Raw genomic sequence first — 22,115 nt, forward strand, 5'->3', positions numbered from 1 at the left:
TTGTATATCAATTATTTACAGTGCCATACTAAATGAAAAAAGGAGACGAGTTATGAGAGGTATGCGGATTATTTTATTATTAGTTTCTGTTTTATTATGTTTTTCTTTAAATAGCGCATCAGCTAAAAGGTATATGATGTCCATTCATACTACGTCTCCTTTACATATGCATCGGCAACATCTTAGTAAAATGAAAGTGAGCTTTTTAAAAGTGGGGCAAGGTGACGCAACACTTATTATAATGCCAAATGGACAAACAATGTTAATTGATGGAGGACCTTATGAAGCAGGAGAGGTTATTATTCAGAAATTAATTGAGAAAGGGATTAATCATTTAGATGTAATTGTCAGTACGCATCCCGATATGGATCATATAGGGGGGTTAATTCCAATTGTAGAGCAAATGCCGGTATCGCTTATACTAGATAGCGGAAAAACATATAGTTCTCTTACTTATCATACGTATCGGAATAATATAAAAAAAAGAGGGATACCTTTCGTTTCAGTAAAGGAAGGACAATATATACCGCTGGATCCACATGTTTCTATACAAGTATTAAACAACGGGAAATCAAAAGATGAAAATAATGAATCCTCAATTGTTTTAAAGGTGCGATATGGAAAAGCGGATTTTTTATTAATGGGTGACGCGGATGTACGGACAGAACATGAAATATTAAAACAATTTGATGTCCATGCAGATGTGTTAAAAGTGGGGCATCATGGCTCATATACTTCAACAAGTGAAACGTTTATAAAAAAAGTGGAACCGCAGTTTGCTATTCTATCGTACGGGAGTAATAATCCGTATGGACATCCTCACCAAAGTGTAGTGAAACGCTTAAAAAGGCACGGTATAATGGTATATAGAACGAATAAACGTACAGTAGAAATGGAAACAGATGGTGAACATATTATGTTAGAATCTAGCGGATTAATGCCATTGTTGAAGTGATTTCTATATTAGGGGGCGATACTGTCCCTTTTTGGAAAAATGAATAATATATATTATAATTATAAGAGACGTAAGAAATTTCCTTTTCTGTTGAATAAAAAGGAAATTTCATTAGAATGTATAGACAACTACTCGTGCGTATATTAAGATGGAACTAGGCGAATAAGGTAATAATAACAAGTAGGTAATTCATGGGAAAGGATCGATGAAAATGAAAACGCAAATTGTCATCAATGCCAAAATTTACACAGGTCAAGAAATAGTGGAAAACGGATTTATTCGTTACGCAGAAACCATTAAAGAAATTGGTTTGATGGCTCAATATGTACCACAAGAAAATGAAACTGTTTTTGATGCTACAGGGAAGATTATAATTCCAGGTATGATCGATGTTCATATTCATGGTGGATACGATATTGATGCGATGGATGCAAATAGCGATGGGTTAGTAACTCTAGGTAAAGAAATGTTAAAAGAAGGGGTTACAACTTACTTCCCAACAACAATGACACAAGCTCCAGAGGCAATTGAAGCAGCGTTAACTGCTGCGAAAGAAGCAAAAGAAAAAGGAGCGCATTTCGAATATATTCATTTAGAAGGACCTTATGTTTCAAAGAAACGTGCAGGTGCACAGCCACTTGAACATATCGTTCCTGCAAATATTGAGCAATTTAAACAATGGCAAGAAGCAAGTGGGAACTTAATTAAATTAGTAACATATGCACCAGAAGAAGAGGGAGCATTAGAGTTTGAACAATATCTTGCTGAAACTGGTGTAGTTGGCACAATGGGACATACAGATGCAATTGATGCGCAACTAAAAAATAGAAAGATTACACATGCGACACATTTATACAATCAAATGCGTGGATTACATCACCGTGAACCAGGAGTTGTGGGTCATGTGTTATTAAATCCAGATGTAATGGTTGAAGTAATTACAGATGGTATTCATATTCACCCTGATATGGTGAAATTAGCATATAAGTTAAAAGGACCGAAAAAAGTAAGTGTTATTACTGACGCAATGCGTGCAAAAGGTCTTGAAGATGGATTATATGAGCTTGGCGGACAGCCAGTACATGTAAAAGATGGTAGTGCTCGATTAGAAGATGGAACGTTAGCTGGTAGTATTCTAAAAATGGATCAAGCTTTCCGAAATGTAATTGAATTTACAGGTTGTTCAATCAAAGATGCAGTACTTATGACATCAGTTAACCAAGCAGAAGAGTTTGGATTAAATAATAAAGGTGCATTAGCGGTAGGAAAAGATGCAGACTTTGTTGTGATGAATGAAGATTTACATGTATATGATACGGTTCGTTTAGGAATTCATATGAAGGAAGGGAAGTAATTAAATGAATATTCTTGTTGTAAAAACTCCAGAAGAATTAGCAGAAGCAGGTTATAAATTAATTGAAGAAGTTGTAAAAACAAAAGAAAATCCAACATTAGGAATGGCTACAGGAAGCTCTCCATTAGGTATTTATGCAGAAATGCGAAAAAATAAACTTGATACAAGCCGTGTAACCACTGTAAACTTAGATGAGTACGTAAATTTACCACATGAAGATAAAAACAGCTATCACTACTTCATGCAAGAACAGTTGTTTGATCATCTTCCATTTAAACAAACTTATGTACCAAACGGGATGGCAAGTGATTTAGAGGAAGAGTGCAAACGTTACGAGAGCATTCTAGCTGCTAACCCAGTTGACCTACAGATTCTTGGAATCGGTGAAAACGGTCACATCGGATTTAATGAGCCAGGAACACCGTTTAATTCTCCAACAAACATTGTTGAATTAACAGAATCTACACGCCAAGCAAACCTTCGATTCTTCGAAAAAGAAGAAGATGTGCCAACTCATGCGATTACAATGGGAATTGGAAGCATTATGAAAGCGAAACAAGTTCTACTTGTTGCTATGGGTTCTAAAAAGGCAGAAGCTGTTAAAGAATTATTGCAAGGTGAATATAGTGAAGAGTGTCCGGCTACAGTTTTACAACGTCATCCGAATGTAACCGTAATCGCTGATCAAGAAGCTCTATCTTTATGCAGTGAGGCGATTGCTGATGAACATCGACAAGTATTCACCATTTCCGATCTATTATCAGATTCAAGAGTGGGTGAAACAGCTAATTGAGGACGGCGAATGGAAGCCGGGAGATAAAATCCCATCTGAGAATGAACTTTGTGATAAGTTCGAAGTGAGTCGAATGACAATCAGACAGGCGATTAATAATTTAGTGGAACAAGGCTATTTATATCGGAAGCGTGGAATTGGAACATTTGTCCAACTTCCGAAAGTGGAACAAAAATTGCAAGGAATGACGGGATTCACAGAAGACATGATTTCTCGTGGGATGAACCCAAGTAGTCAATTACTTAGTTTCCGCCTAGTTCCAGCTACTGCTAAAATAGCAGACCGGTTGAGAATACAGGAGGGGGAATCGGTTTATGAAGTGAGGCGTATTCGCTTAGCTGATGATGAACCGATTGCTTTTGAGACGACATATTTGTCGCCAGCTCTTGTAAAAGATATTAACGAAGAGATATTGCAACAATCTTTATATGAACATTTAGAGAAAAAACTGGGCTTTAAACTTGTTAGCGCTACTCAGTCAATTGAAGCTTCCGTTGCGACGGAAAATGAAGCTGAACATCTGCATATTCCTAAAAAGGCGCCTGTACTTGTAATGCGTCAATGGTCATATTCAGAAGGTGAGATACCGCTAGAGTACGTGAAATGTATTTATCGTGGAGATCGTTATAAATTTATTACGAATATCGCACGTAACAAATAGTATATTTCAGTTTGTGAAGTACAGTGGAATTGAAAATGGTTAACATGTAAAGAAATAAAAATACGACTCATCCTTATAAGGAATGAGTCGTATTTTTATTATGAGCAATTACGTGGTTAACAGCATCTTTGACGTGATTTACTACATAGTGAGCGTGTTTTTTTACTGCATCATCTGCTTGCGACATAGCAAAACTGTGAGGAGTTAAAGAAAACATAGGAATGTCATTATAAGAATCCCCTATACAAGCAATTTCCTCAGGTTTTATTTGAAACTCATTTAATAAAACAGAAATGGCAGAGCCTTTACTAACATTCGGTGGCATTACATCTAAACATTGTTCTGCTGAGATGAAAGTACTAACTTTCCCGTGGAATTTTTCATCAATTTTTTTCTGAAGGAGTTGTAAGCTCTCCTTTGTTCCACCGACAGAAATTTTATTTGGGAAAATTGTATCATCAATCTTCTGTAGTAAGTTTGGTTCTTCAACAGAAGTCATAGTTACTTGTTGTTCAAGTTCTTGAATGAAAGGTGTTTTCTCTTCAATGTAATAATTATGCTCATCACTTACATAACGGAAATAAGGATCTTCATTCGTCATAGCTAACAAATCGGGAAGTATGCTGGAATCAAAAGTTGCAGATAATAGTTGTTTATTTTCATGTGTATATACAAAAACACCATTTACACTAATGCGATGAAAATTTGTATTTACAGCTTTCATTAAGTCTGCAATTTCATTATCAAGTCTTCCGGAAGCGAAGCAAAGAATAACATTTTGCTCGGCAAGGCTGCGCAGTGCCGCAACATCTTGTTCGTCAATAAGACCTCCGTGTTGCATCATTGTACCATCGATATCACTTACAAACATTTTAATCATGCTGTTATCTCCTTTCTATGTACAGTTGCTCTTACATTATACGCATCATATATAAACATGTCTAAAAAATGAATTTTTATTAAATGGCAGATGTTTTACATTGACGACAAAGAAGAATATTCTGTAACATAAAAGTAGGCTATTTAAGTACGAGGGTGGTGTTATATGAGTAATTATCTAGAAATTAAAAAAGTTTTAAATAATAATGTCATCATTGCTAGCCATCCGGAACACGAGGAAGTAGTAGTGATTGGTAAAGGAATTGGATTTGGGAAAAAAGCGAAAGATGTATTGGAGCAAGAACAAATCGAAAAGATGTTTGTCTTAAAAAATGAACGTGATCGTGAACAATACAAATTATTAGTGCCGCATATTAGTGAAAAATTAATTGAATTGATGAACGATATTATGCTGTACATTCAAGGGAAAGCGAAATCGCCACTAAATGAACATATTCATATTGCGTTAACAGATCATATTTCATTTGCGATTAAAAGGTTAAAACAAGGACTTACAATTGATAACCCTTTTTTAGTTGAAACAAAAATGCTCTATCCAAAGGAATATGAAATTGCGGAAGGTGTTGTAGAACTTTTAAATTCTCGTTTGCAAATTACATTGCCAGAAGGAGAAATTGGTTTTATTGCACTTCACATTTACAGTTCGCTTACAAATTCTGATTTATCTTCAGTTAATCAAAACTCCCGTCTCATTGCACAACTTGTATCTTTAATTGAGACAAACTTACAAATTACATTAGATCAAGAGAGCATTCATTATTTACGTCTTATTCGTCATCTTCAATATGCTATTGAGAGGGTGAAAAAAGGAGAAAAAGTAGAGGAATCGCAAAGTTTTGCTGATTTATTAAAGGCGGAGTATCCAGCTTGCTATAACTTGGCTTGGAAGCTAGTTAAGGTCATGCAAAAAGAGTTGCAACTACCTGTATATGAAGCTGAAAGTATTTATTTAACGATGCACTTGCAACGCTTAGTAAAGGCAGAGCATGTGTAAAAAGCCATATATTTTTGTCTAAAATGAAAACGTTAAAAAAAATGATTGAATCGCTTACAATAGTTATGTATAATAACTATTGCAAAGTTATACAAATTTCGACAAACACATTAAGGTGAGTAACGAAAACGTTTGCCTTAATTATAGTGAACTTATACGTAAACCTATTTTTGACACGTGTTACTGATTCGATCAGGCATGAGTGGAGAAAAGTAAGGAATGTAAGCTAGAGAAAGGGATATACTACCCTTTGTATAGCTATCGTTCTATCTTTTTTTCCTCATGTCTTTTTGGCGTTTGTCGGAAGGTATCAATATAGATAAGAGAGGAAGGGTTTCCATGTTTAAGAAGATCTTTGGTGTTCTTCAAAAAGTCGGAAAAGCGTTAATGCTTCCAGTAGCGATTTTACCGGCGGCAGGTATTTTACTTGGATTTGGTAATGCATTTCAAAATCCACAGTTAACAAATGTTATTCCTGCTTTAAAAGCAGATTGGTTCGTAATGGTTGCAAAAATTATGGAACAATCTGGTGATATTATTTTCGCTAACCTTGCATTATTATTCGCAGTTGGGGTAGCAATTGGTTTAGCTGGTGGAGACGGAGTAGCTGGTTTAGCAGCATTCGTCGGCTACTTAATTATGAACAAAACGATGAGTGTGTTCTTAGAAGTAGATAAGCTAGTGAAAGTAACAAGTTCTGGAGCAGACCCAGTAAAAATTGGATTTGCAGATCCAGCGTATGCAAACGTATTAGGTATTCCAACGCTACAAACAGGGGTATTTGGTGGTATTATCGTCGGTATAGTAGCGGCATATTGCTATAATAAATACTTCAATATTGAATTACCATCATACTTAGGTTTCTTTGCAGGTAAGCGTTTCGTACCGATTGCAACTGCAACATTCTCTTTAATAGTAGGTATTATCATGTGCTTCGTTTGGCCATACATTCAAGGTGGCTTAAACACGTTCTCACATCAAATGATTGATGCAAATAGAACAATTGCAGCATTTATATTCGGTTTAATTGAACGTTCATTAATTCCATTTGGATTACATCACATTTTCTATTCACCGTTCTGGTTCGAATTCGGTCAGTATACAAATGCAGCTGGCGAATTAATCCGTGGTGACCAAAAAATCTTTATGGCACAGTTAAAAGACGGTGTAGAATTAACAGCAGGTACATTTACAACTGGTAAGTATCCGTTCATGATGTTCGGTCTTCCAGCAGCAGCTTTAGCAATGTACCATGAAGCACGTCCAGAAAATAAAAAATTAGCAGCAGGTATTTTAGGTTCTGCAGCATTAACATCTTTCTTAACAGGTATTACAGAGCCACTTGAATTTTCATTCTTATTCGTAGCACCAGTATTATTCGGAATTCACGCTGTATTTGCTGGTCTATCATTTATGACAATGCAAATTTTAGGTGTTAAAATTGGTATGACATTCTCTGGTGGTTTAATTGACTTCCTATTATTCGGTGTACTACCAGGCCGTACAGCATGGTGGTGGGTAATTATTGTTGGTCTTGTACTAGCAGTTATTTACTACTTCGGATTCCGCTTTGCAATTCGTAAATGGAATCTAAAAACACCTGGTCGTGAAGTGGCAAATGCAAATGACGGCGCAGGAAAAGCAGAAGCAGGCGAACTCCCTCGTGAAGTATTAGTAGCACTTGGTGGTAAAGAAAACATTGCTTCTTTAGATGCTTGTATTACTCGTTTACGTGTTCAAGTTAACGAACAAAAGAATGTAAACAAAGACCGCTTAAAAGAACTTGGAGCAGCTGGTGTACTTGAAGTTGGAAATAACATTCAAGCTATTTTCGGACCGAAATCTGACACATTAAAATCACAAATTCATGATATTATGTCAGGTCGTACACCTCATGTTGAAAAAGAAGAACCTGTAAAAGTGGAAGAAACTCCTCAAAAAGTTGATGAAAATGAAACAATTGTATCACCAATCGAAGGAAAAATCTTACCAATTACAGAAGTACCTGACCAAGTATTCTCAGGAAAAATGATGGGAGACGGATTTGCAATTGAGCCAACTGAAGGAACAGTAGTTTCTCCAGTGAACGGTGAGATTGTCAATGTATTCCCTACAAAACATGCGATTGGTATTCAATCTGAAGGCGGAAAAGAAATTTTAATTCACTTCGGTATTGATACTGTAAAATTAAATGGTGAAGGTTTTGAAGCGCTTGTAGCACAAGGCGACAAGGTGAAACAAGGCCAACCATTATTAAAAGTAGATCTTGCATTTGTAAAAGAAAATGCACCATCTATCATTACACCAATTGTCTTTACAAACTTACAACAAGGGCAACAAGTCGAATTGAAAAAAGATGGAAATGTTAAGAAGGGCGAAACCGCTATTATTGACATTCAGTAGGAATTTGACGCAAAATGTTTATAATTATAATAGGCGATGTGGTTGACCGAACATCGCCTATTATATACAATAGATGATGTAGTACTCACGTCTATACAACTAAAAAATACTGTAATTTAAAGGAGATAAATTATCATGGAAAAAATCTTTAAAGTAACTAGCGACTCAGGAATTCATGCTCGTCCAGCAACTCTACTTGTAAACACTGCAAGCAAATTCGGTTCTGATATTAACTTAGAGTATAACGGAAAGAACGTTAACTTAAAATCAATCATGGGCGTTATGTCTTTAGGCATTCAACAAAACGCAGAAATTAAAATCACTGCAAATGGTGATGATGCAGCTCAAGCACTAGCAGCTATCGAAGAAACTATGAAAAACGAAGGATTAGGAGAATAATGACTCTTAACATTCAAGGGATCGCTGCATCAAGTGGGATTGCTATTGCAAAGGCTTTCAGACTTGAAAATCCTGAATTTAACATCGAAAAGAAATCAATTACAAACGAAGCTGCAGAAATTGCACGCTTAGACGCTGCGCTTGAGAAAGCAAAAACTGAATTAGAAGCTATTAAGGACCACGCATTTGCTGAGCTAGGTGCTGACAAAGCTGCAATCTTTGAAGCACATTTATTAGTGTTAAATGATCCAGAACTAGTAAACCCAGTAAAAGATAAAGTAAATAGCGAAAAAGTAAATGCTGAATTTGCAATGGATGAAGTTGCATCAATGTTTATTTCTATGTTTGAAAACATGGATAACGAATATATGAAAGAACGTGCTGCGGACATTCGTGACGTAACAAAACGCGTTCTTGCACATTTACTAGGAATTAACTTCTCAAATCCTGGTACAATTTCTGAAGAGGTAATCATCATTGCTGAAGATTTAACACCATCTGATACAGCTCAGTTAAACCGTAAGTATGCAAAAGGTTTCACTACTGATATCGGTGGACGTACATCTCACTCAGCAATTATGGCTCGTTCTATGGAAATTCCAGCTGTTGTTGGTACAAAAGTTGTTATGGAGAAAATCCAAAATGGCGATATCGTTATCATTGACGGTTTAGATGGAGAAGTAATTGTAAACCCATCAGAAGAAACTCTTCGTTCGTTTGAAGAAAAGAAAGCGAAATTTGAAGAGCAAAAAGCTGAATGGGCTAAATTAAAAGACCAAGCTACTGTAACAAGTGACGGACATCACGTTGAGCTTGTTGCAAATATCGGAACACCAAATGATGTACAAGGTATTATCGATAATGGCGGAGAAGGCGTTGGCTTATACCGTACAGAATTCTTATACATGGGCCGTGACAATCTTCCAACAGAAGAAGAGCAGTTCGAAGCGTATAAAGCAGTTCTTGAAGGTGTAAAAGAAGGTCAACCAGTCGTTGTTCGTACACTTGATATCGGTGGAGATAAAGAGCTTCCATACTTACATTTACCAAAAGAAATGAACCCATTCTTAGGATATCGTGCAATTCGCTTATGTCTTGATGAGCAAGATGTGTTCCGTACACAACTTCGTGCATTACTTCGTGCTAGCGTATACGGTAACTTAAAAATTATGTTCCCAATGATTGCAACTCTTGATGAGTTCCGTCAAGCGAAAGCAATTTTATTAGAAGAGAAAGCGAAACTTGTAGAAGCGGGTACAACTGTTTCTGATTCTATTGAAGTTGGTATGATGGTTGAAATCCCAGCTTCAGCAGTATTAGCAGATCAATTCGCGAAAGAAGTTGACTTCTTCTCTATCGGAACAAATGATTTAATCCAATACACAATGGCTGCAGACCGTATGAACGAACAAGTATCATACTTATACCAACCATATAACCCATCTATTTTACGTCTTGTAAAAATGGTTATCGATGCTGCTCATAAAGAAGGAAAATGGGCTGGTATGTGTGGTGAGATGGCGGGCGATTCACTTGCTATCCCATTACTATTAGGATTAGGGTTAGATGAGTTCAGTATGAGTGCAACATCTATTCTTCCTGCAAGAACACAGCTAAGCAAGTTGTCAAAAGCAGAAATGGAAACATTAGCAGAAAAAGCATTAATGATGTCAACTGCTGAAGAAGTTGTTGAACTAGTTAAAAGCATCTAATTAATAAAAAAACCTGAGTCGATTTGAAATCGGTCTCAGGTTTTTTCTATGAGAAAAGTAAATCTTATTTGCTTACTATCGAGGATAAGAGACAGAATTAGATAGCGATTGCAACGATATCAGTTGGGCATACACGTAAAATACCAGTAAAAGTATTTCGATTTTGATTGTTCTTATCGTCTTTATTGTTATCTTTGTTGTCTTTGTCATTACGAGCTAAAGCAGAGAAAAGAGCAACACCGTTAGCGAAACCTTCAAAAATTACATTGTTGAAAGTACCATTACCTCTAATGCTTAAAAGAGAAAGTTCTGTTCCAACTGAAATGCTAGCAAGTACGTTACATACAGCTGGTTGTTGTGGTCTAACCTCTCTCTCTCTCTCTTTCTCGCGATGGTCGCGCTCTCTTTCATGATGATGACATTCTCTAAAGTTATCACAGCATCCAAATGATCCAAACATAATCCTCATCACCCCCTTCACACTTATAATCTATGTAAGTTCGGTAGTTAGTGACTGGACAGAGAGTGGAATTTTTTCTAGGGGATTTTCTCATTTTAAATGACTAGCTGGGTGTTTAGTATGGAATGATGTTTAAAATAGGTGGAATATAACAAAAAAATGTAAAAACCACCGAAATAAATGAAATGGGTAGCCTTTACACTTTTTTACTTTTATATAAAACGATGATATATACAGGAAGAGCTAGGAGTAGTGGTACAATGGATCGTGCAGTATGTTTTTCTGATTCTAATTGGAATGCTTCTTCTTTTGGAAATTGTAAAATGGAGATGTTTGCGGCATCGCCAATAAAATATAGAAGCAGTACAGTTACTATGTAACATAAAAGTGCGATAAAGCTTCCGTATGAACTCAATGAAAATCCCTCTCTTGTTATCTATTTGTTATCATTGTATCACAATTGTAACAAAAATACACGGGTATATTTCAACGCCTTAACAAAATTCGACACGAAACGTCACGTTTATTTATGAGAAGGGAATAGAATATACTTTTCCATAAGTATAAATGTCGAATGATTTGTAGTAATATTACAAAATTATGACAGGGAATAAAAAAACGAAGGCAATGTAGTTGCCTTCGTTTTTTATTATTTTGCCCACTCGCTTACTTGCTCTACGCTCATGCGAGGTGCAGGGTGGCCTTTTAAAGTTGATTCACCAATTGTAATAAGCATAATAGGAACGTAACGAGATGAAACGTTAAATTCGTCTGTCAGTGCTTGTGGATTGAAGCCACCAATAGCACAAGTATCCCAACCAGTTGCTTTAGCTGCAAGCATAAGTTGCATTGCTGCTAAAGATGCATTTGAAAAGGCAGCATCTCTTGGGAATTGTTCACGAGCATATGCAGATTCAATATTTTTAGCTAAGCGTTCTTTTGCTTCTTCTTTCATAAATCCCTGTTCTACAATTGGACCATATACTGGCTCAACATTTTTATAAGCTTCTAAATCACCTAAAATAGCGACTACTGCAGAAGCATCAAGAATTTGTTGTTGGTTATAAGCTATTGGGTGTAATCGTTTTTGTACATCTTTACCTTGAAAAACAAGGAATTTCCAGTGTTGTAAGTTCCAAGCGGAAGGTGCTTGTGCTGCTGCTTTTAAAATCTCATGTAATTCTGTAGATGAGATTTCTTTATTTGGGTTGAATGCACGTGTAGATGTGCGTTCATATAGAACGTTAAAAAAGTTGTCGTTTGTCATAATATATCCTCCAAATTGTATATAAAATTATCGGGAAAACGCAATGTATATTACTTACATTTTGTAAGTTGTCGAATTTAAGAATATAATATCTTTATTTTAATTGTCAAGTTTTAAGAAATAAGCTAGGGCATTCATACAAACGATATAATTCCTATAATCATACACTAAAAAAGGAATTTATAGAGTGAAAAGGGAAGATAACATTCTCAATTAGCTTGTTAATATGTATTTCTCACAAATTAAAGTTTATTGGAGAACAGTCTTTTAGAAATGTTTGTGAGGAATTCAGTAGAACAAGATATATGAAGTGAGTGAAGACTAGTGATGAACATACTACATTTTTTATTAGAGAATACGGTTTTCCAAAATGTGTTACAAGATCTGCAGTTAAATGTCCTTTATATAGAAAATGGATGTAAACATCAACAAACGATAGAAAATATCCATCCAAAATGTATGTTTATAGCAAATAGTTTTGAAGAGGGCGAACTATTATTTCAAAGAACGAAACCGCACATTATAATTATGTATGTAACAGATTATTCTCAAATAAAATATATAAAGAATATGTATACCTCGCAAAGTACATTCATTGTCATTTGGGATCAACAAATAACAAAGGAATTTACAGATGTACTTGCATTAGGAATACGTAATATTGTAATAGCCCCTGTAACTCCGCAAGCAGTGTTAGAAGAAGTGAATAAGAGTTTGTATCAACTTTCTTTAGTAAGGCAAGTTAGTTTACAACAGGAACTGCTTCAAACGATGTTTGATTTTCAAAATGATTTATTATTTATAGTAGAAGATGATGAAATTGTTGATTGTAATACAAATTTTTTAACGTTTTTCGGATATGAAAATTTGTTTGCCTATCGCGAGCAACATTTAGTATTTGCTGAACATTTTATTAGAGAAAATGGATACTACTCGACGACGCATGATATAACATGGCTAGACGATACTTTATCAAGCGGTAGAAGAATTAAGATGTCAAATTATGAAGGGGCAGTATCTACTTTTCTATTACGTGCGACACCATTGCCAGAAGATTTATCAAGATTTATTGTAAAGTGCACGGAAATTACAGAATTAGATGAAATCTATCAAGAACAAGAAAGACTTGCTATGATAGATTCATTGACAGAGATTTATAATCGTTTAAAGTTTCAACAAATACTAGAGGTAGAATGGGAAAAGGTAATACGTAATGATGAGAAAATAGCAATTATTTTATTTGATATAGATAATTTTAAAACAGTTAATGACACATATGGTCATGATTTTGGCGATTTGGCATTAATACAACTTGCAGAGCTTATGAAATCTAAAGTGGAGCAGCAACATGTATTTGCAAGATGGGGAGGGGAAGAATTCATTATATTAGTGACAAATACAGTAGAAAAGGAAGCATTTCAAGTTGCGGAATCATTACGATTCTTCATTGAAACAAAGCAATTCACTGGAATTTCGAAGTTAACAGCTAGCTTTGGAGTTGCGTTATATGAACAAGGAACTACAAGAGAAGAATTAATGCAACGAGCGGATATTGCATTATATGAAGCGAAAAAAAATGGAAAGAATCAAGTATGTGTGTATAGAAAAGAAAAAATGTGATTTTTCGCAACAAATTGTTGCGATTTTTTTTTATTGTTTGATAATAGAATAGGGGGACAATTTTTAGCGAAGGAATTATGGAGGATCAATATGATAAAAAAAGTAATGGTGGTGGCTTCACTGTCTGCTATAGTTGGCGGCGGAGTATACTATTTTCTTGTTAGCCCCAATATAAAGGAAAACACTGTATTAACAACTAAAGTGAATCCTACTATTGAATCGGAAGTACAAGGGAATATAGAAGAAAAAGAAGAGCAACAAATTGATTATGCTAGCATATCTCAAAAATTAGATCAATATTTAGTCGGAAAGCAATTCAATGGAACAGTTTTGGTAACAGATAAAGAGCATGTTATATTGAATAAAGGATATGGGTATGCTGATGTTCAAAATAAAATAGAAAATACGCCTCAAACAAAATATCGTATCGGTTCTATTACGAAAACAGTCGTTGCCACATCTATTTTACAGCTGCAAGAACAAGGGAAATTGAATATTCAAGATAATGTAAATAAATATATTCCTTCATTTCCGGAGAATAAAAATATTACGCTATATCATTTATTAACGCATACCTCTGGTTTACCTGAACACGCAAAAGGCAATATTAATGCGGCTTCCCGCTTACAATTAATTAATTGGATTGGACGTCAAAATTTAGAATTTCCTGCAGGAACAGGTTGGAGATATACAGATTATAATTATATGGTGCTTGCTTATATAATAGAACGTATATCGAAAAAACCTTTAGGAGATTACATAAAAGAAAACATATTTGTAAAAGCAGATATGCATGAATCCGGTATGGGAAATATGGTACCTGGAGATAAAAATTTTACAAAGGGTTATGTGAAAAAAGATCAAGAGCTTGTACCAGCGCAGAAGTTAGGCATGGATTGGCTATATGGTTGTGGTGAGATGTATACGACAGTTGGAGATATGAAGAAATTAGACGAAGCAATTATAAATGGAAAACTTCTTTCTGAACAAAGTATACAAGCAATGTTTTCACCTTCAGCAGAACGGAAATATGCATTTAGTTTTTATATATATCCAGATTATTTTCATAATCATGGTGTATTATCTGGTTGGAACACTTTCAATAATTTTAATAAAGAAAAAGGAACTTTTGTTATTTTATTTTCAAATGTGAAAAATAGTATGGATGATGACTTTAATAAAGAGTTCCGAAAGATGGTAAATGATTTATTAGAACAAAGGGGATGAGAAAATGGAACATAAAACTTTATCAATAGGTTTCATTGGTATTGGCGTAATGGGAAAAAGTATGGTTTATCACTTAATGCAAGATGGTCATAAAGTATATGTATATAATAGAACGAAAGCAAAAACAGATTCTTTAGTGCAAGATGGTGCAAATTGGTGTAATACGCCAAAAGAGTTAGTGAAGCAAGTTGATATTGTAATGACAATGGTTGGATATCCACATGATGTAGAAGAAGTGTATTTTGGTATAGAAGGAATTATAGAACATGCAAAAGAAGGTACGATAGCAATTGACTTTACGACATCTACACCTACTTTAGCAAAACGGATTAATGAAGTTGCAAAAAGAAAAAATATATATACGTTAGATGCACCTGTCTCAGGAGGAGATGTTGGCGCAAAAGAAGCAAAACTCGCAATTATGGTAGGTGGGGAGAAAGAAATATATGATAGATGCTTACCTTTACTTGAAAAGTTAGGAACAAACATTCAATTACAAGGACCAGCTGGGAGTGGACAACATACAAAAATGTGCAATCAAATTGCGATTGCTTCCAATATGATTGGAGTATGTGAGGCTGTTGCTTACGCGAAGAAGGCTGGACTGAATCCAGATAAAGTGTTAGAGAGTATTTCAACAGGGGCAGCAGGTAGCTGGTCATTAAGTAATTTAGCTCCTCGAATGTTAAAAGGAGACTTTGAGCCAGGATTTTATGTAAAGCATTTTATGAAAGATATGAAAATTGCTTTAGAGGAAGCAGAAAAATTACAATTACCAGTCCCAGGCTTAAGTTTGGCGAAAGAATTGTATGAAGAGTTAATTAAGGATGGCGAAGAAAATAGTGGAACACAAGTACTATATAAAAAATATATAAGGGGGTAAACGAGGTGGACCTTCAAAAGTTTGATGAGATGATTGATACTGTACAGCGAGCTACTTGTATGCAAATTAATGAAAGACAAAAAGAAGCTTTTAAACAAAAATATGATTTTGAACCAGAATTTGAATATGGAAGAGATGAGAAGGGACATTATGTAATTCGAACCTCAAAAAAGATGTTAGAAGAAATGGAGTTTTATTTGGCATTGAAATATGATCGTGATGGAGTGGATCTTTATATGCAAGCTGAGATTGATGGTATATTTCATGTATCTGTTAGCTATGGTGAAGATGCCCTACATCTACAAGAATTGTTTCAATTTCTAGAAGAAAATAAATAAAAGTCCTCATTTGAGGACTTTTATTTATTTAGTCATCTTTAATTTTTATAATTATAAGTTAGAAGCGCGTCGGCATCGTTCAACCGGGAACGGGATAATTTGTGCGATGTGATTAGGACCAAATTGTTTTGTACGAGCATGGCGTATTATATAAAAAGCACACAGAATTGAAACAGGAATAGCGCCGAATAAACCAAATAATAAAGCGCTTACACAAGATGCGACAAATCCTAAAACACCAATTTCTAACTCTTCCATAATAGCTCCTAAAATAACAGGAAATGCTCCACATGTAACTCCAAGTATAAGTGCGATAAGTAAGCTCATGATTATCCCCCTCTGTTTGCGATATTATTTTCCTTCTAAGTTAATTGTAGTATATCACATATAAAACAGAATTTTCAGAAAAAATTAAATAAATGTTCAAAAAATGTTCGAAAAATGCACTTGAAAAATTAAGGTGTAAATTTGTGATGAAATGGTACTTTCAAGTAAATAAAAAATCAGACTTATTTCAAAATGAAATAAGTCTGTTCCATAGGAGGATGTATATATGTAGAGTGAATAAAAGTTTGGAAAAGGGGGTCCAAGTCCTTTTATTCAACTAACTACCTTAATAGATTGGAACCCAGCCTTCAGTTGTCACAAAAATACGAATAGCTACAACTTGGCGATCATCTTGCAAGGTAAAATAATGTCTTGCATTTTCAGGAACAGATATTAAATCGCCTGGCTCAAGTTCAACATCAAAGAATTTCCCATCTTTACCTTCAATAGCGAAAATGCCGTGACCACTGACGATAAAGCGAACTTCGTCATCTGTATGATGGTGTTCCTTTTGGAAATTAATTAATAATTCGTCAAGGTTAGGTGTGCTACTTGAAAGTGAGATTACATCATGTGCTTTATAACCTCGACGTGCTGAAACATCAGCGATTTCTTTTGAAAAAATAGCTAATATTTCAGCTTTGTTTTCATCCGTTAACGAATAATTTTCATTTAAATGAGTAGGAAGTTTAGAAATATTCCATTTCTCATATAAAACGCCTTCCTCTTGTAGAAATTTAGATACTTCCACTTCATTTTCAATACGAGTATTTACTTCATGAATACGAATTTGCGCCATTAGAAACGCCTCCTTGAATTGATAATAGTTTTATATGAAATTGGAATAAAAACTCATAAGCTTCTAATCTCTTCTTTGCATCAAAGCTATCTCGGCCCCATACGGTAATACCGTGGTTACGGATTAATACTGCACCCGAATCTCCTTGTATATGCTTTCGGAAGTTTTCTCCAAGTGTTGGGATATGGGCATGGTTTTCGATAATAGGAATGTGAATGGTTGCACCTTCTTCCCAAATATCGAGAGCTTTAATAATTTCTTGATTTTGAAGGGTGACTGCATCACTATATAAATTTGTGATGACATTATTATCGGTTGTATGAACATGAAGTACGCAACCGGCATTCGTATTGTTATAAATGTGTGTATGCAATATTGTTTCTGCTGAAGGGCGTAATTCAGTCTCTAAAACGGGAACTCCTACATGATCTACTAATAGAAAATCATCTGGAGTGGTTTTTGTTTTATCTTTACCGCTTGCCGTAATAAGAAAAGTAAGTGGTTCATGACTAACCTTTATAGAAATATTACCACTTGTTGCTGGGAACCAATTTCGTGTTGTTAACTCTTTTTTTATCTCGCTTAAGTCATACCATTGACGAAAAAGTTGTTTCATGCCTTCACCTCCAACAAAAGTTTTAATTCAGCTTGCACATCTTGAAATGTTTCAAACGGTGTATAAGCAATATGATTTTCTTCACACTTTGTAATAAGAAAATCGCGAGCGAATACTTTATCAGCTTGTTTCGCGGCTTGTAAATCAGTAATAGAATCTCCAATTACAATATGAAAGTCATCTGTATCACTTAATTTACGGATTAATGATGATTTACATAATCCGCAATGATTTTGACAATGATCATCACAAGAATGAGGCCATTTAACTGTAATAAACTCTGCTGAAAAGTCTGTTTCATTACAATAAATTTGCTCTTTTGGAATGATTCCTTGTAAGAGTGGATAGACGAAGAAATCCATTCCACCTGATATCACGTAAAAAGAAATGTTATTTTCCTTTACGAATTGTATAAACTCATGAAAACCACTACGGATTTCAGCAGTTTCTATTAAAAATTGAATAATATCATCGTGCAGATTAGTAGGTATTAATTGAAATAATTGAGAAACACCTTCTTGAATGGATAGTTCTTGTGATAAAATTTTATTCTTTACTTCTTCGGCTTCTGGTGGTGCGAATTTTTCCATAATGGACATAATGTTATCATTATTTGTAATCGTGCCATCGAAATCACAAAATACTTGAATACTCATAATTTCACCTCATAAGAGGGATTTCCCCATATTTGTAGTGCACTATGCAAATTTATGTCGTCTACTTCATGGAGTGGTTTATTTTGCAAAGTAGCATCAATTGCAGTACGGAAAGCTTTACCGCCGCCTTGCGCTCCATTTGGATGTCCGTGTATCCCGCCGCCAGCATTAATAACAACATCTTTACCGAAATCTCGTACAATAAAGGGAACGAAACCAGGATGAATACCAGCAGACGGAACAGAAAAGCTCTTCTTGAAAGATGCATCGTCTTCAGTTAAATATTTTGAGATAGCAAGAGCCTCCTCTTTTTCTAGCGCAACACTTCCGTATGGAGATGGGAATAATGAAAAGTCAGCCCCAGCATAACGTAGTAGCTTTCCAAGTAATAATGGAGATGAAACTCCATATAACTTGGATGCTGAATAAGCACCACTTACAGCAGGATGTGCCATAATAGGAACTGGGATTTCATCATCTTCTGCAAGTGATTGTAGTACATCTAGTCCGTAAGCAAATACGTTAAATAATAGAATATCAGCTCCAGCTTGCACTGCACGTTTAGCATTTTCTTTTAAATCAAAAGTTCGTCCTGTTAAATTTACGGCATATAACGTTTTATGTCCGTATGTTTCATATACGGATTGTAAAACTTCTTTTCCAGATACAATGCGTTTCGTAAGTGGTGTTAATGCATTTTCAAATAATATTTCATCATCTTTTACTATATCTACACCACCAATTGCTTGATCGCGTAATTGCGTTTTTAAATACCCAATATTTCGTCCAATCATTCCTTTAAAAATACTCATTAAAAGGGGACGATCATGCACTTGTAAAAGGTTTCGAATACCATCTATCCCGAATTTTGGACCAGGAAAATGTTTTTTTAACTCGTCTGAAAAAGTTAAGTCAATTAATTTTACTTCGCCATCAAGGGATAGCTTTCCAAATGTAGTCGTTAAAATTGCTGGTAAATCTGGACTGAAGTTTAATAACGGATATTCGATTTTAATAATTCCGCGTTTTACTTTTTTACGTAAATACGAATTGGTATGTTCATGTTCAGCTAATTCCTCAACATGAATGACATTGCCTTTATGCTGTTTTAATTGTTCTTGTAATAAGTGTGGCAAATGAGTCCAAGAGCCAATTGTTAAACCAAGTGCAATTTGCTCAGCTTTTTTTTCTAAGTTATGTGAACCGTCATGGATCAAATACGTCGCTATTATTCCGCTCATTGTTATAACCTCCTAGTTAAATAAAAAAACCTCTCAGCTAAGGAGAGGTTTTTTTACAACCAGCTCCTTATCTGTCAGCATAATGCTGCGAGAATTAGCACCGTGTCTACAATTGTAGATCGGTTGCCGGGTTTCGTCGGGCTCGTCCCTCCACCTGCTCTTGATAAGAAGTATTTAGAAATGTTTAAATTTTTAAGATAACTGAATTTTGTCAGATATTTTTCGTGTTGTCAATTACTTTTTGAAAAAATTTAATTTATCAATTCGATTAATGGCTTCTCGTAATCTATCTTCTGTATGTAAGAGACCAACACGGACATACCCTTCGCCATGCTCACCAAATCCAACACCAGGAGCAACTGCGACATGTGCTTTTTCTAGTAAAATATTAGAAAATTGCTCAGAGGTATATCCTTTTGGAACGGGAAGCCATGCAAAGAATGATCCTGTTGGAATGTCTACATTCCAACCAATTGAGTGACAGGCTAAAATAAGAGCGTTTCTTCGAGATTCGTAACTATTTACAAGGTCTATTACACAAGACTGTGAACTTAATAGCGCTTCTCGAGCAGCATCTTGAACTGCACCGAATATACTAACATACATATGATCTTGTAATAGGTTAATTGTTTCAATCACACTTTCATTCCCTACAGCAAAAGCGATGCGCCAGCCAGCCATATTGAAAGTTTTTGATAATGTGTAAATTTCAATTCCTATATCTTTCGCACCATCTGCTTGCAAGAAACTAACAGGTTTTTGACCATCAAATCCGATAGCGCCATAAGCAAAATCGTGAACAACTAATATATTATGTTTATTAGCAAAGTGAATGGTTTCATCAAAAAAATCTTTTGATGCAGTAGCACCGGTAGGATTATTTGGATAGTTTAAAAACATTAATTTTGCACGCTCTGCAATAGAGTCATCAATGTTCGTATAATCTGGTAAAAAGTTATTTTCTGCAATAAGTGGCATTCTTTCAAAGTGTGCTTTTGCTAAAGCAACCCCGGATAAATAATCTGGATAACCTGGATCCGGAACGAGAATCGTATCACCAGGATTTGTAAAACAAATCGGTAATTCTACTAGTCCAGCCTTCCCACCAAACAAAATAGCAACTTCAGTTTTTGGGTTTAATTCGACGCCATATTCACGTTTATAGAATGTAGCCACGGCTTCCTTTAAGCTTTCATGTCCGCGAAATGGCGGATATTTATGATGAATGGTCTTTTCGGCAGCATCTTGTAAAGCTTTTACGATATGCTGCGGTGTTGGTTGATCTGGATTACCTTGACCTAGATTAATAACATCGTGACCAGCTGCAACGACTTTGTTAACTTTTGCAACAAGTGAAGCGAAAAATTGTGTTGGCAATGATGTTACTATCTCAGAAGGTTGAAATAATTTCATACTTTCCACCTCTTTTGAAAGTTGTTACAATTCTAGTGACAAATGATATAATCTTTCCAGTATTTTGTAAAGAGAAAAATAAGAATGGGGCTGAAAAAATGAAAGTCGCATGTATTCAAATGGATATTGTTTTTGGAGATGTAGAAAAAAATATTGAGAATGCTAAAAATAAAATAAGTGAAGCTATGAAGGAAAGGCCAGATGTTATCGTCTTACCAGAACTATGGACAACAGGATATGATTTAACGAGACTTTCTGAAATTGCAGATAGGGATGGAGTGGAAACGAAAGAAAAGTTAATAGAATGGGCGAAGCGATATGATGTACATATTGTTGGTGGGTCCATAGCAAAGCAAACAGAGCAAGGCGTTACAAATACGATGTATGTTGTAAATAATGAAGGACAGTTAGTCAACGAATATAGTAAAGTACATTTATTTCAGCTTATGGATGAACATAAATATTTAATAGCTGGTAATGGTACGGGCGAATTTAAGCTAGATGATGTTGAATGCGCTGGAACAATTTGTTATGATATTCGTTTTCCAGAGTGGATGCGTGTTCATACTGCTAAAGGGGCAAAAGTATTATTTGTTGTAGCTGAATGGCCATTAGTTCGTTTAGCACATTGGCGTTTGCTATTGCAAGCAAGAGCAGTTGAAAATCAGTGTTATGTTGTTGCGTGTAATAGAGCAGGGAAGGATCCGAATAATGTGTTTGCAGGTCATTCTTTAATTGTGGATCCTTGGGGTGAAGTTGTAGTAGAGGCGAATGAAGAGGAATCAATTTTATTTGGAGAGCTTGAATTCGAGAAAATTAAAGAAGTACGTAAAGGAATTCCAGTTTTTGCGGATCGCCGTCCAGAATTATACAAATAAAATGTTGACAAGTGATTTTTATTCTTGGTATAGTCTTCAACATAAAGTTAAAAATTCAAAAAATTATACAACTCTTATCAAGAGCAGGTGGAGGGATTTGGCCCGATGAAGCCCAGCAACCGACCGTAATACCATTGTGAAATGGGGCGTTTATTACGCCAAAAGGCACGGTGCTAATTCCAGCAGAAAGTAAAACTTTCTGGCAGATAAGAGGGGAGA

Annotated in this window: 23 protein-coding genes and 2 riboswitches; of the genes, 13 read left to right on the top strand and 10 right to left on the bottom strand. The window is 35.2% G+C overall.

Annotated elements, in window-relative coordinates; all coding sequences use genetic code 11:
- Positions 1–52: 52 nt before the first annotated feature.
- The 4 genes from MR112_RS07460 (at position 53) to MR112_RS07480 (ending at position 3,763) form a co-directional block, all read left to right on the top strand.
- Positions 53–955, top strand: a complete 903-nt coding sequence (locus MR112_RS07460) for a ComEC/Rec2 family competence protein (protein ID WP_001214826.1) — start codon at positions 53–55, stop codon at positions 953–955.
- A 211-nt stretch (positions 956–1,166) separates the two neighbouring features.
- Positions 1,167–2,309 (top strand): N-acetylglucosamine-6-phosphate deacetylase, encoded by a 1,143-nt coding sequence (nagA, locus tag MR112_RS07465; RefSeq protein WP_074047463.1) that lies wholly within the window; start codon positions 1,167–1,169, stop codon positions 2,307–2,309.
- A gap of 4 nt (positions 2,310–2,313) precedes the next feature.
- Positions 2,314–3,102, top strand: a complete 789-nt coding sequence (gene nagB / locus MR112_RS07470; protein ID WP_001024210.1) for a glucosamine-6-phosphate deaminase — start codon at positions 2,314–2,316, stop codon at positions 3,100–3,102.
- Positions 3,032–3,763 (top strand): GntR family transcriptional regulator, encoded by a 732-nt coding sequence (locus MR112_RS07480; protein ID WP_014894892.1) that lies wholly within the window; start codon positions 3,032–3,034, stop codon positions 3,761–3,763. The genes nagB and MR112_RS07480 overlap by 71 nt, the downstream gene beginning before the upstream one ends.
- Positions 3,764–3,836: 73 nt before the next feature.
- Here MR112_RS07480 and MR112_RS07485 read toward each other — a convergent pair whose 3' ends face one another.
- Positions 3,837–4,643, bottom strand: coding sequence for a Cof-type HAD-IIB family hydrolase (locus MR112_RS07485; protein WP_000594243.1), 807 nt, complete (start codon positions 4,641–4,643; stop codon positions 3,837–3,839).
- Between the two features lie 165 nt (positions 4,644–4,808).
- Here MR112_RS07485 and glcT point away from each other — a divergent pair, with 165 nt between their 5' ends.
- The 4 genes from glcT to ptsP all read left to right on the top strand — a co-directional run bounded on the left by glcT (position 4,809) and on the right by ptsP (position 10,171).
- Complete coding sequence (gene glcT / locus MR112_RS07490; protein ID WP_000073860.1) at positions 4,809–5,657, top strand: glucose PTS transporter transcription antiterminator GlcT; 849 nt, start codon at positions 4,809–4,811, stop codon at positions 5,655–5,657.
- Between the two features lie 339 nt (positions 5,658–5,996).
- Positions 5,997–8,060, top strand: coding sequence for a PTS glucose transporter subunit IIABC (gene ptsG / locus MR112_RS07495; RefSeq protein WP_000473178.1), 2,064 nt, complete (start codon positions 5,997–5,999; stop codon positions 8,058–8,060).
- A gap of 135 nt (positions 8,061–8,195) precedes the next feature.
- Positions 8,196–8,459 carry a phosphocarrier protein HPr gene (ptsH, locus tag MR112_RS07500; RefSeq protein ID WP_000411080.1) on the top strand — a complete coding sequence of 88 codons (264 nt, stop codon included), beginning with the start codon at positions 8,196–8,198 and terminating at the stop codon, positions 8,457–8,459.
- Positions 8,459–10,171 (top strand): phosphoenolpyruvate--protein phosphotransferase, encoded by a 1,713-nt coding sequence (gene ptsP / locus MR112_RS07505; RefSeq protein ID WP_000174207.1) that lies wholly within the window; start codon positions 8,459–8,461, stop codon positions 10,169–10,171. The genes ptsH and ptsP overlap by 1 nt, the downstream gene beginning before the upstream one ends.
- A gap of 97 nt (positions 10,172–10,268) precedes the next feature.
- Here the strand turns inward: ptsP and MR112_RS07510 are convergent, their stop codons facing one another.
- The 3 genes from MR112_RS07510 to MR112_RS07520 form a co-directional block, all read right to left on the bottom strand.
- On the bottom strand, positions 10,269–10,631 hold the full coding sequence (locus MR112_RS07510; RefSeq protein WP_000468041.1) for a DUF3915 domain-containing protein: 363 nt from the start codon (positions 10,629–10,631) through the stop codon (positions 10,269–10,271).
- A gap of 196 nt (positions 10,632–10,827) precedes the next feature.
- Positions 10,828–11,046 (bottom strand): hypothetical protein, encoded by a 219-nt coding sequence (locus tag MR112_RS07515; protein WP_000100485.1) that lies wholly within the window; start codon positions 11,044–11,046, stop codon positions 10,828–10,830.
- Positions 11,047–11,280: 234 nt separating this feature from the next.
- Positions 11,281–11,898: a nitroreductase family protein gene (locus MR112_RS07520; protein ID WP_000180391.1), complete on the bottom strand. Its 618-nt coding sequence runs from the start codon at positions 11,896–11,898 to the stop codon at positions 11,281–11,283.
- A gap of 327 nt (positions 11,899–12,225) precedes the next feature.
- Between MR112_RS07520 and MR112_RS07525 the strand changes: the two genes are divergently transcribed.
- From MR112_RS07525 to MR112_RS07540, 4 genes are all read left to right on the top strand, one after another.
- Positions 12,226–13,518 (top strand): GGDEF domain-containing protein, encoded by a 1,293-nt coding sequence (locus tag MR112_RS07525; RefSeq protein ID WP_001023185.1) that lies wholly within the window; start codon positions 12,226–12,228, stop codon positions 13,516–13,518.
- Between the two features lie 90 nt (positions 13,519–13,608).
- Positions 13,609–14,745: a serine hydrolase gene (locus tag MR112_RS07530; RefSeq protein ID WP_000592912.1), complete on the top strand. Its 1,137-nt coding sequence runs from the start codon at positions 13,609–13,611 to the stop codon at positions 14,743–14,745.
- Positions 14,746–14,749: 4 nt separating this feature from the next.
- Positions 14,750–15,628 carry an NAD(P)-dependent oxidoreductase gene (locus MR112_RS07535; protein WP_071741175.1) on the top strand — a complete coding sequence of 293 codons (879 nt, stop codon included), beginning with the start codon at positions 14,750–14,752 and terminating at the stop codon, positions 15,626–15,628.
- Between the two features lie 5 nt (positions 15,629–15,633).
- Positions 15,634–15,966, top strand: a complete 333-nt coding sequence (locus MR112_RS07540; RefSeq protein ID WP_000365622.1) for a DUF3909 family protein — start codon at positions 15,634–15,636, stop codon at positions 15,964–15,966.
- A 51-nt stretch (positions 15,967–16,017) separates the two neighbouring features.
- Here MR112_RS07540 and MR112_RS07545 read toward each other — a convergent pair whose 3' ends face one another.
- The 6 genes from MR112_RS07545 to MR112_RS07570 form a co-directional block, all read right to left on the bottom strand.
- Positions 16,018–16,293 carry a hypothetical protein gene (locus tag MR112_RS07545; RefSeq protein WP_000054659.1) on the bottom strand — a complete coding sequence of 92 codons (276 nt, stop codon included), beginning with the start codon at positions 16,291–16,293 and terminating at the stop codon, positions 16,018–16,020.
- A gap of 286 nt (positions 16,294–16,579) precedes the next feature.
- On the bottom strand, positions 16,580–17,092 hold the full coding sequence (locus MR112_RS07550; RefSeq protein WP_000057314.1) for a 1,2-dihydroxy-3-keto-5-methylthiopentene dioxygenase: 513 nt from the start codon (positions 17,090–17,092) through the stop codon (positions 16,580–16,582).
- Positions 17,070–17,708, bottom strand: a complete 639-nt coding sequence (locus tag MR112_RS07555) for a methylthioribulose 1-phosphate dehydratase (RefSeq protein WP_000811341.1) — start codon at positions 17,706–17,708, stop codon at positions 17,070–17,072. The genes MR112_RS07550 and MR112_RS07555 overlap by 23 nt, the downstream gene beginning before the upstream one ends.
- Positions 17,705–18,364, bottom strand: coding sequence for a 2-hydroxy-3-keto-5-methylthiopentenyl-1-phosphate phosphatase (locus MR112_RS07560; protein WP_000027461.1), 660 nt, complete (start codon positions 18,362–18,364; stop codon positions 17,705–17,707). Before MR112_RS07560 ends, MR112_RS07555 begins: the two co-directional genes overlap by 4 nt.
- On the bottom strand, positions 18,361–19,605 hold the full coding sequence (mtnW, locus tag MR112_RS07565) for a 2,3-diketo-5-methylthiopentyl-1-phosphate enolase (protein ID WP_025687566.1): 1,245 nt from the start codon (positions 19,603–19,605) through the stop codon (positions 18,361–18,363). The genes MR112_RS07560 and mtnW overlap by 4 nt, the downstream gene beginning before the upstream one ends.
- A gap of 64 nt (positions 19,606–19,669) precedes the next feature.
- Positions 19,670–19,775, bottom strand: a riboswitch (SAM riboswitch).
- A gap of 64 nt (positions 19,776–19,839) precedes the next feature.
- Positions 19,840–21,018: a pyridoxal phosphate-dependent aminotransferase gene (locus MR112_RS07570; RefSeq protein ID WP_242244874.1), complete on the bottom strand. Its 1,179-nt coding sequence runs from the start codon at positions 21,016–21,018 to the stop codon at positions 19,840–19,842.
- Between the two features lie 14 nt (positions 21,019–21,032).
- On the opposite strand from MR112_RS07570, the gene MR112_RS07575 reads away from it, so the two are divergent.
- Positions 21,033–21,896 (top strand): carbon-nitrogen family hydrolase, encoded by an 864-nt coding sequence (locus MR112_RS07575; protein ID WP_002204714.1) that lies wholly within the window; start codon positions 21,033–21,035, stop codon positions 21,894–21,896.
- 71 nt (positions 21,897–21,967) lie between these two features.
- A riboswitch (SAM riboswitch) is annotated at positions 21,968–22,109 on the top strand.
- The last annotated feature ends 6 nt before the right edge of the window (positions 22,110–22,115 follow it).

Source organism: Bacillus cereus group sp. BfR-BA-01330, from assembly GCF_022663885.1.
Lineage (GTDB): Bacteria > Bacillota > Bacilli > Bacillales > Bacillaceae_G > Bacillus_A > Bacillus_A cereus.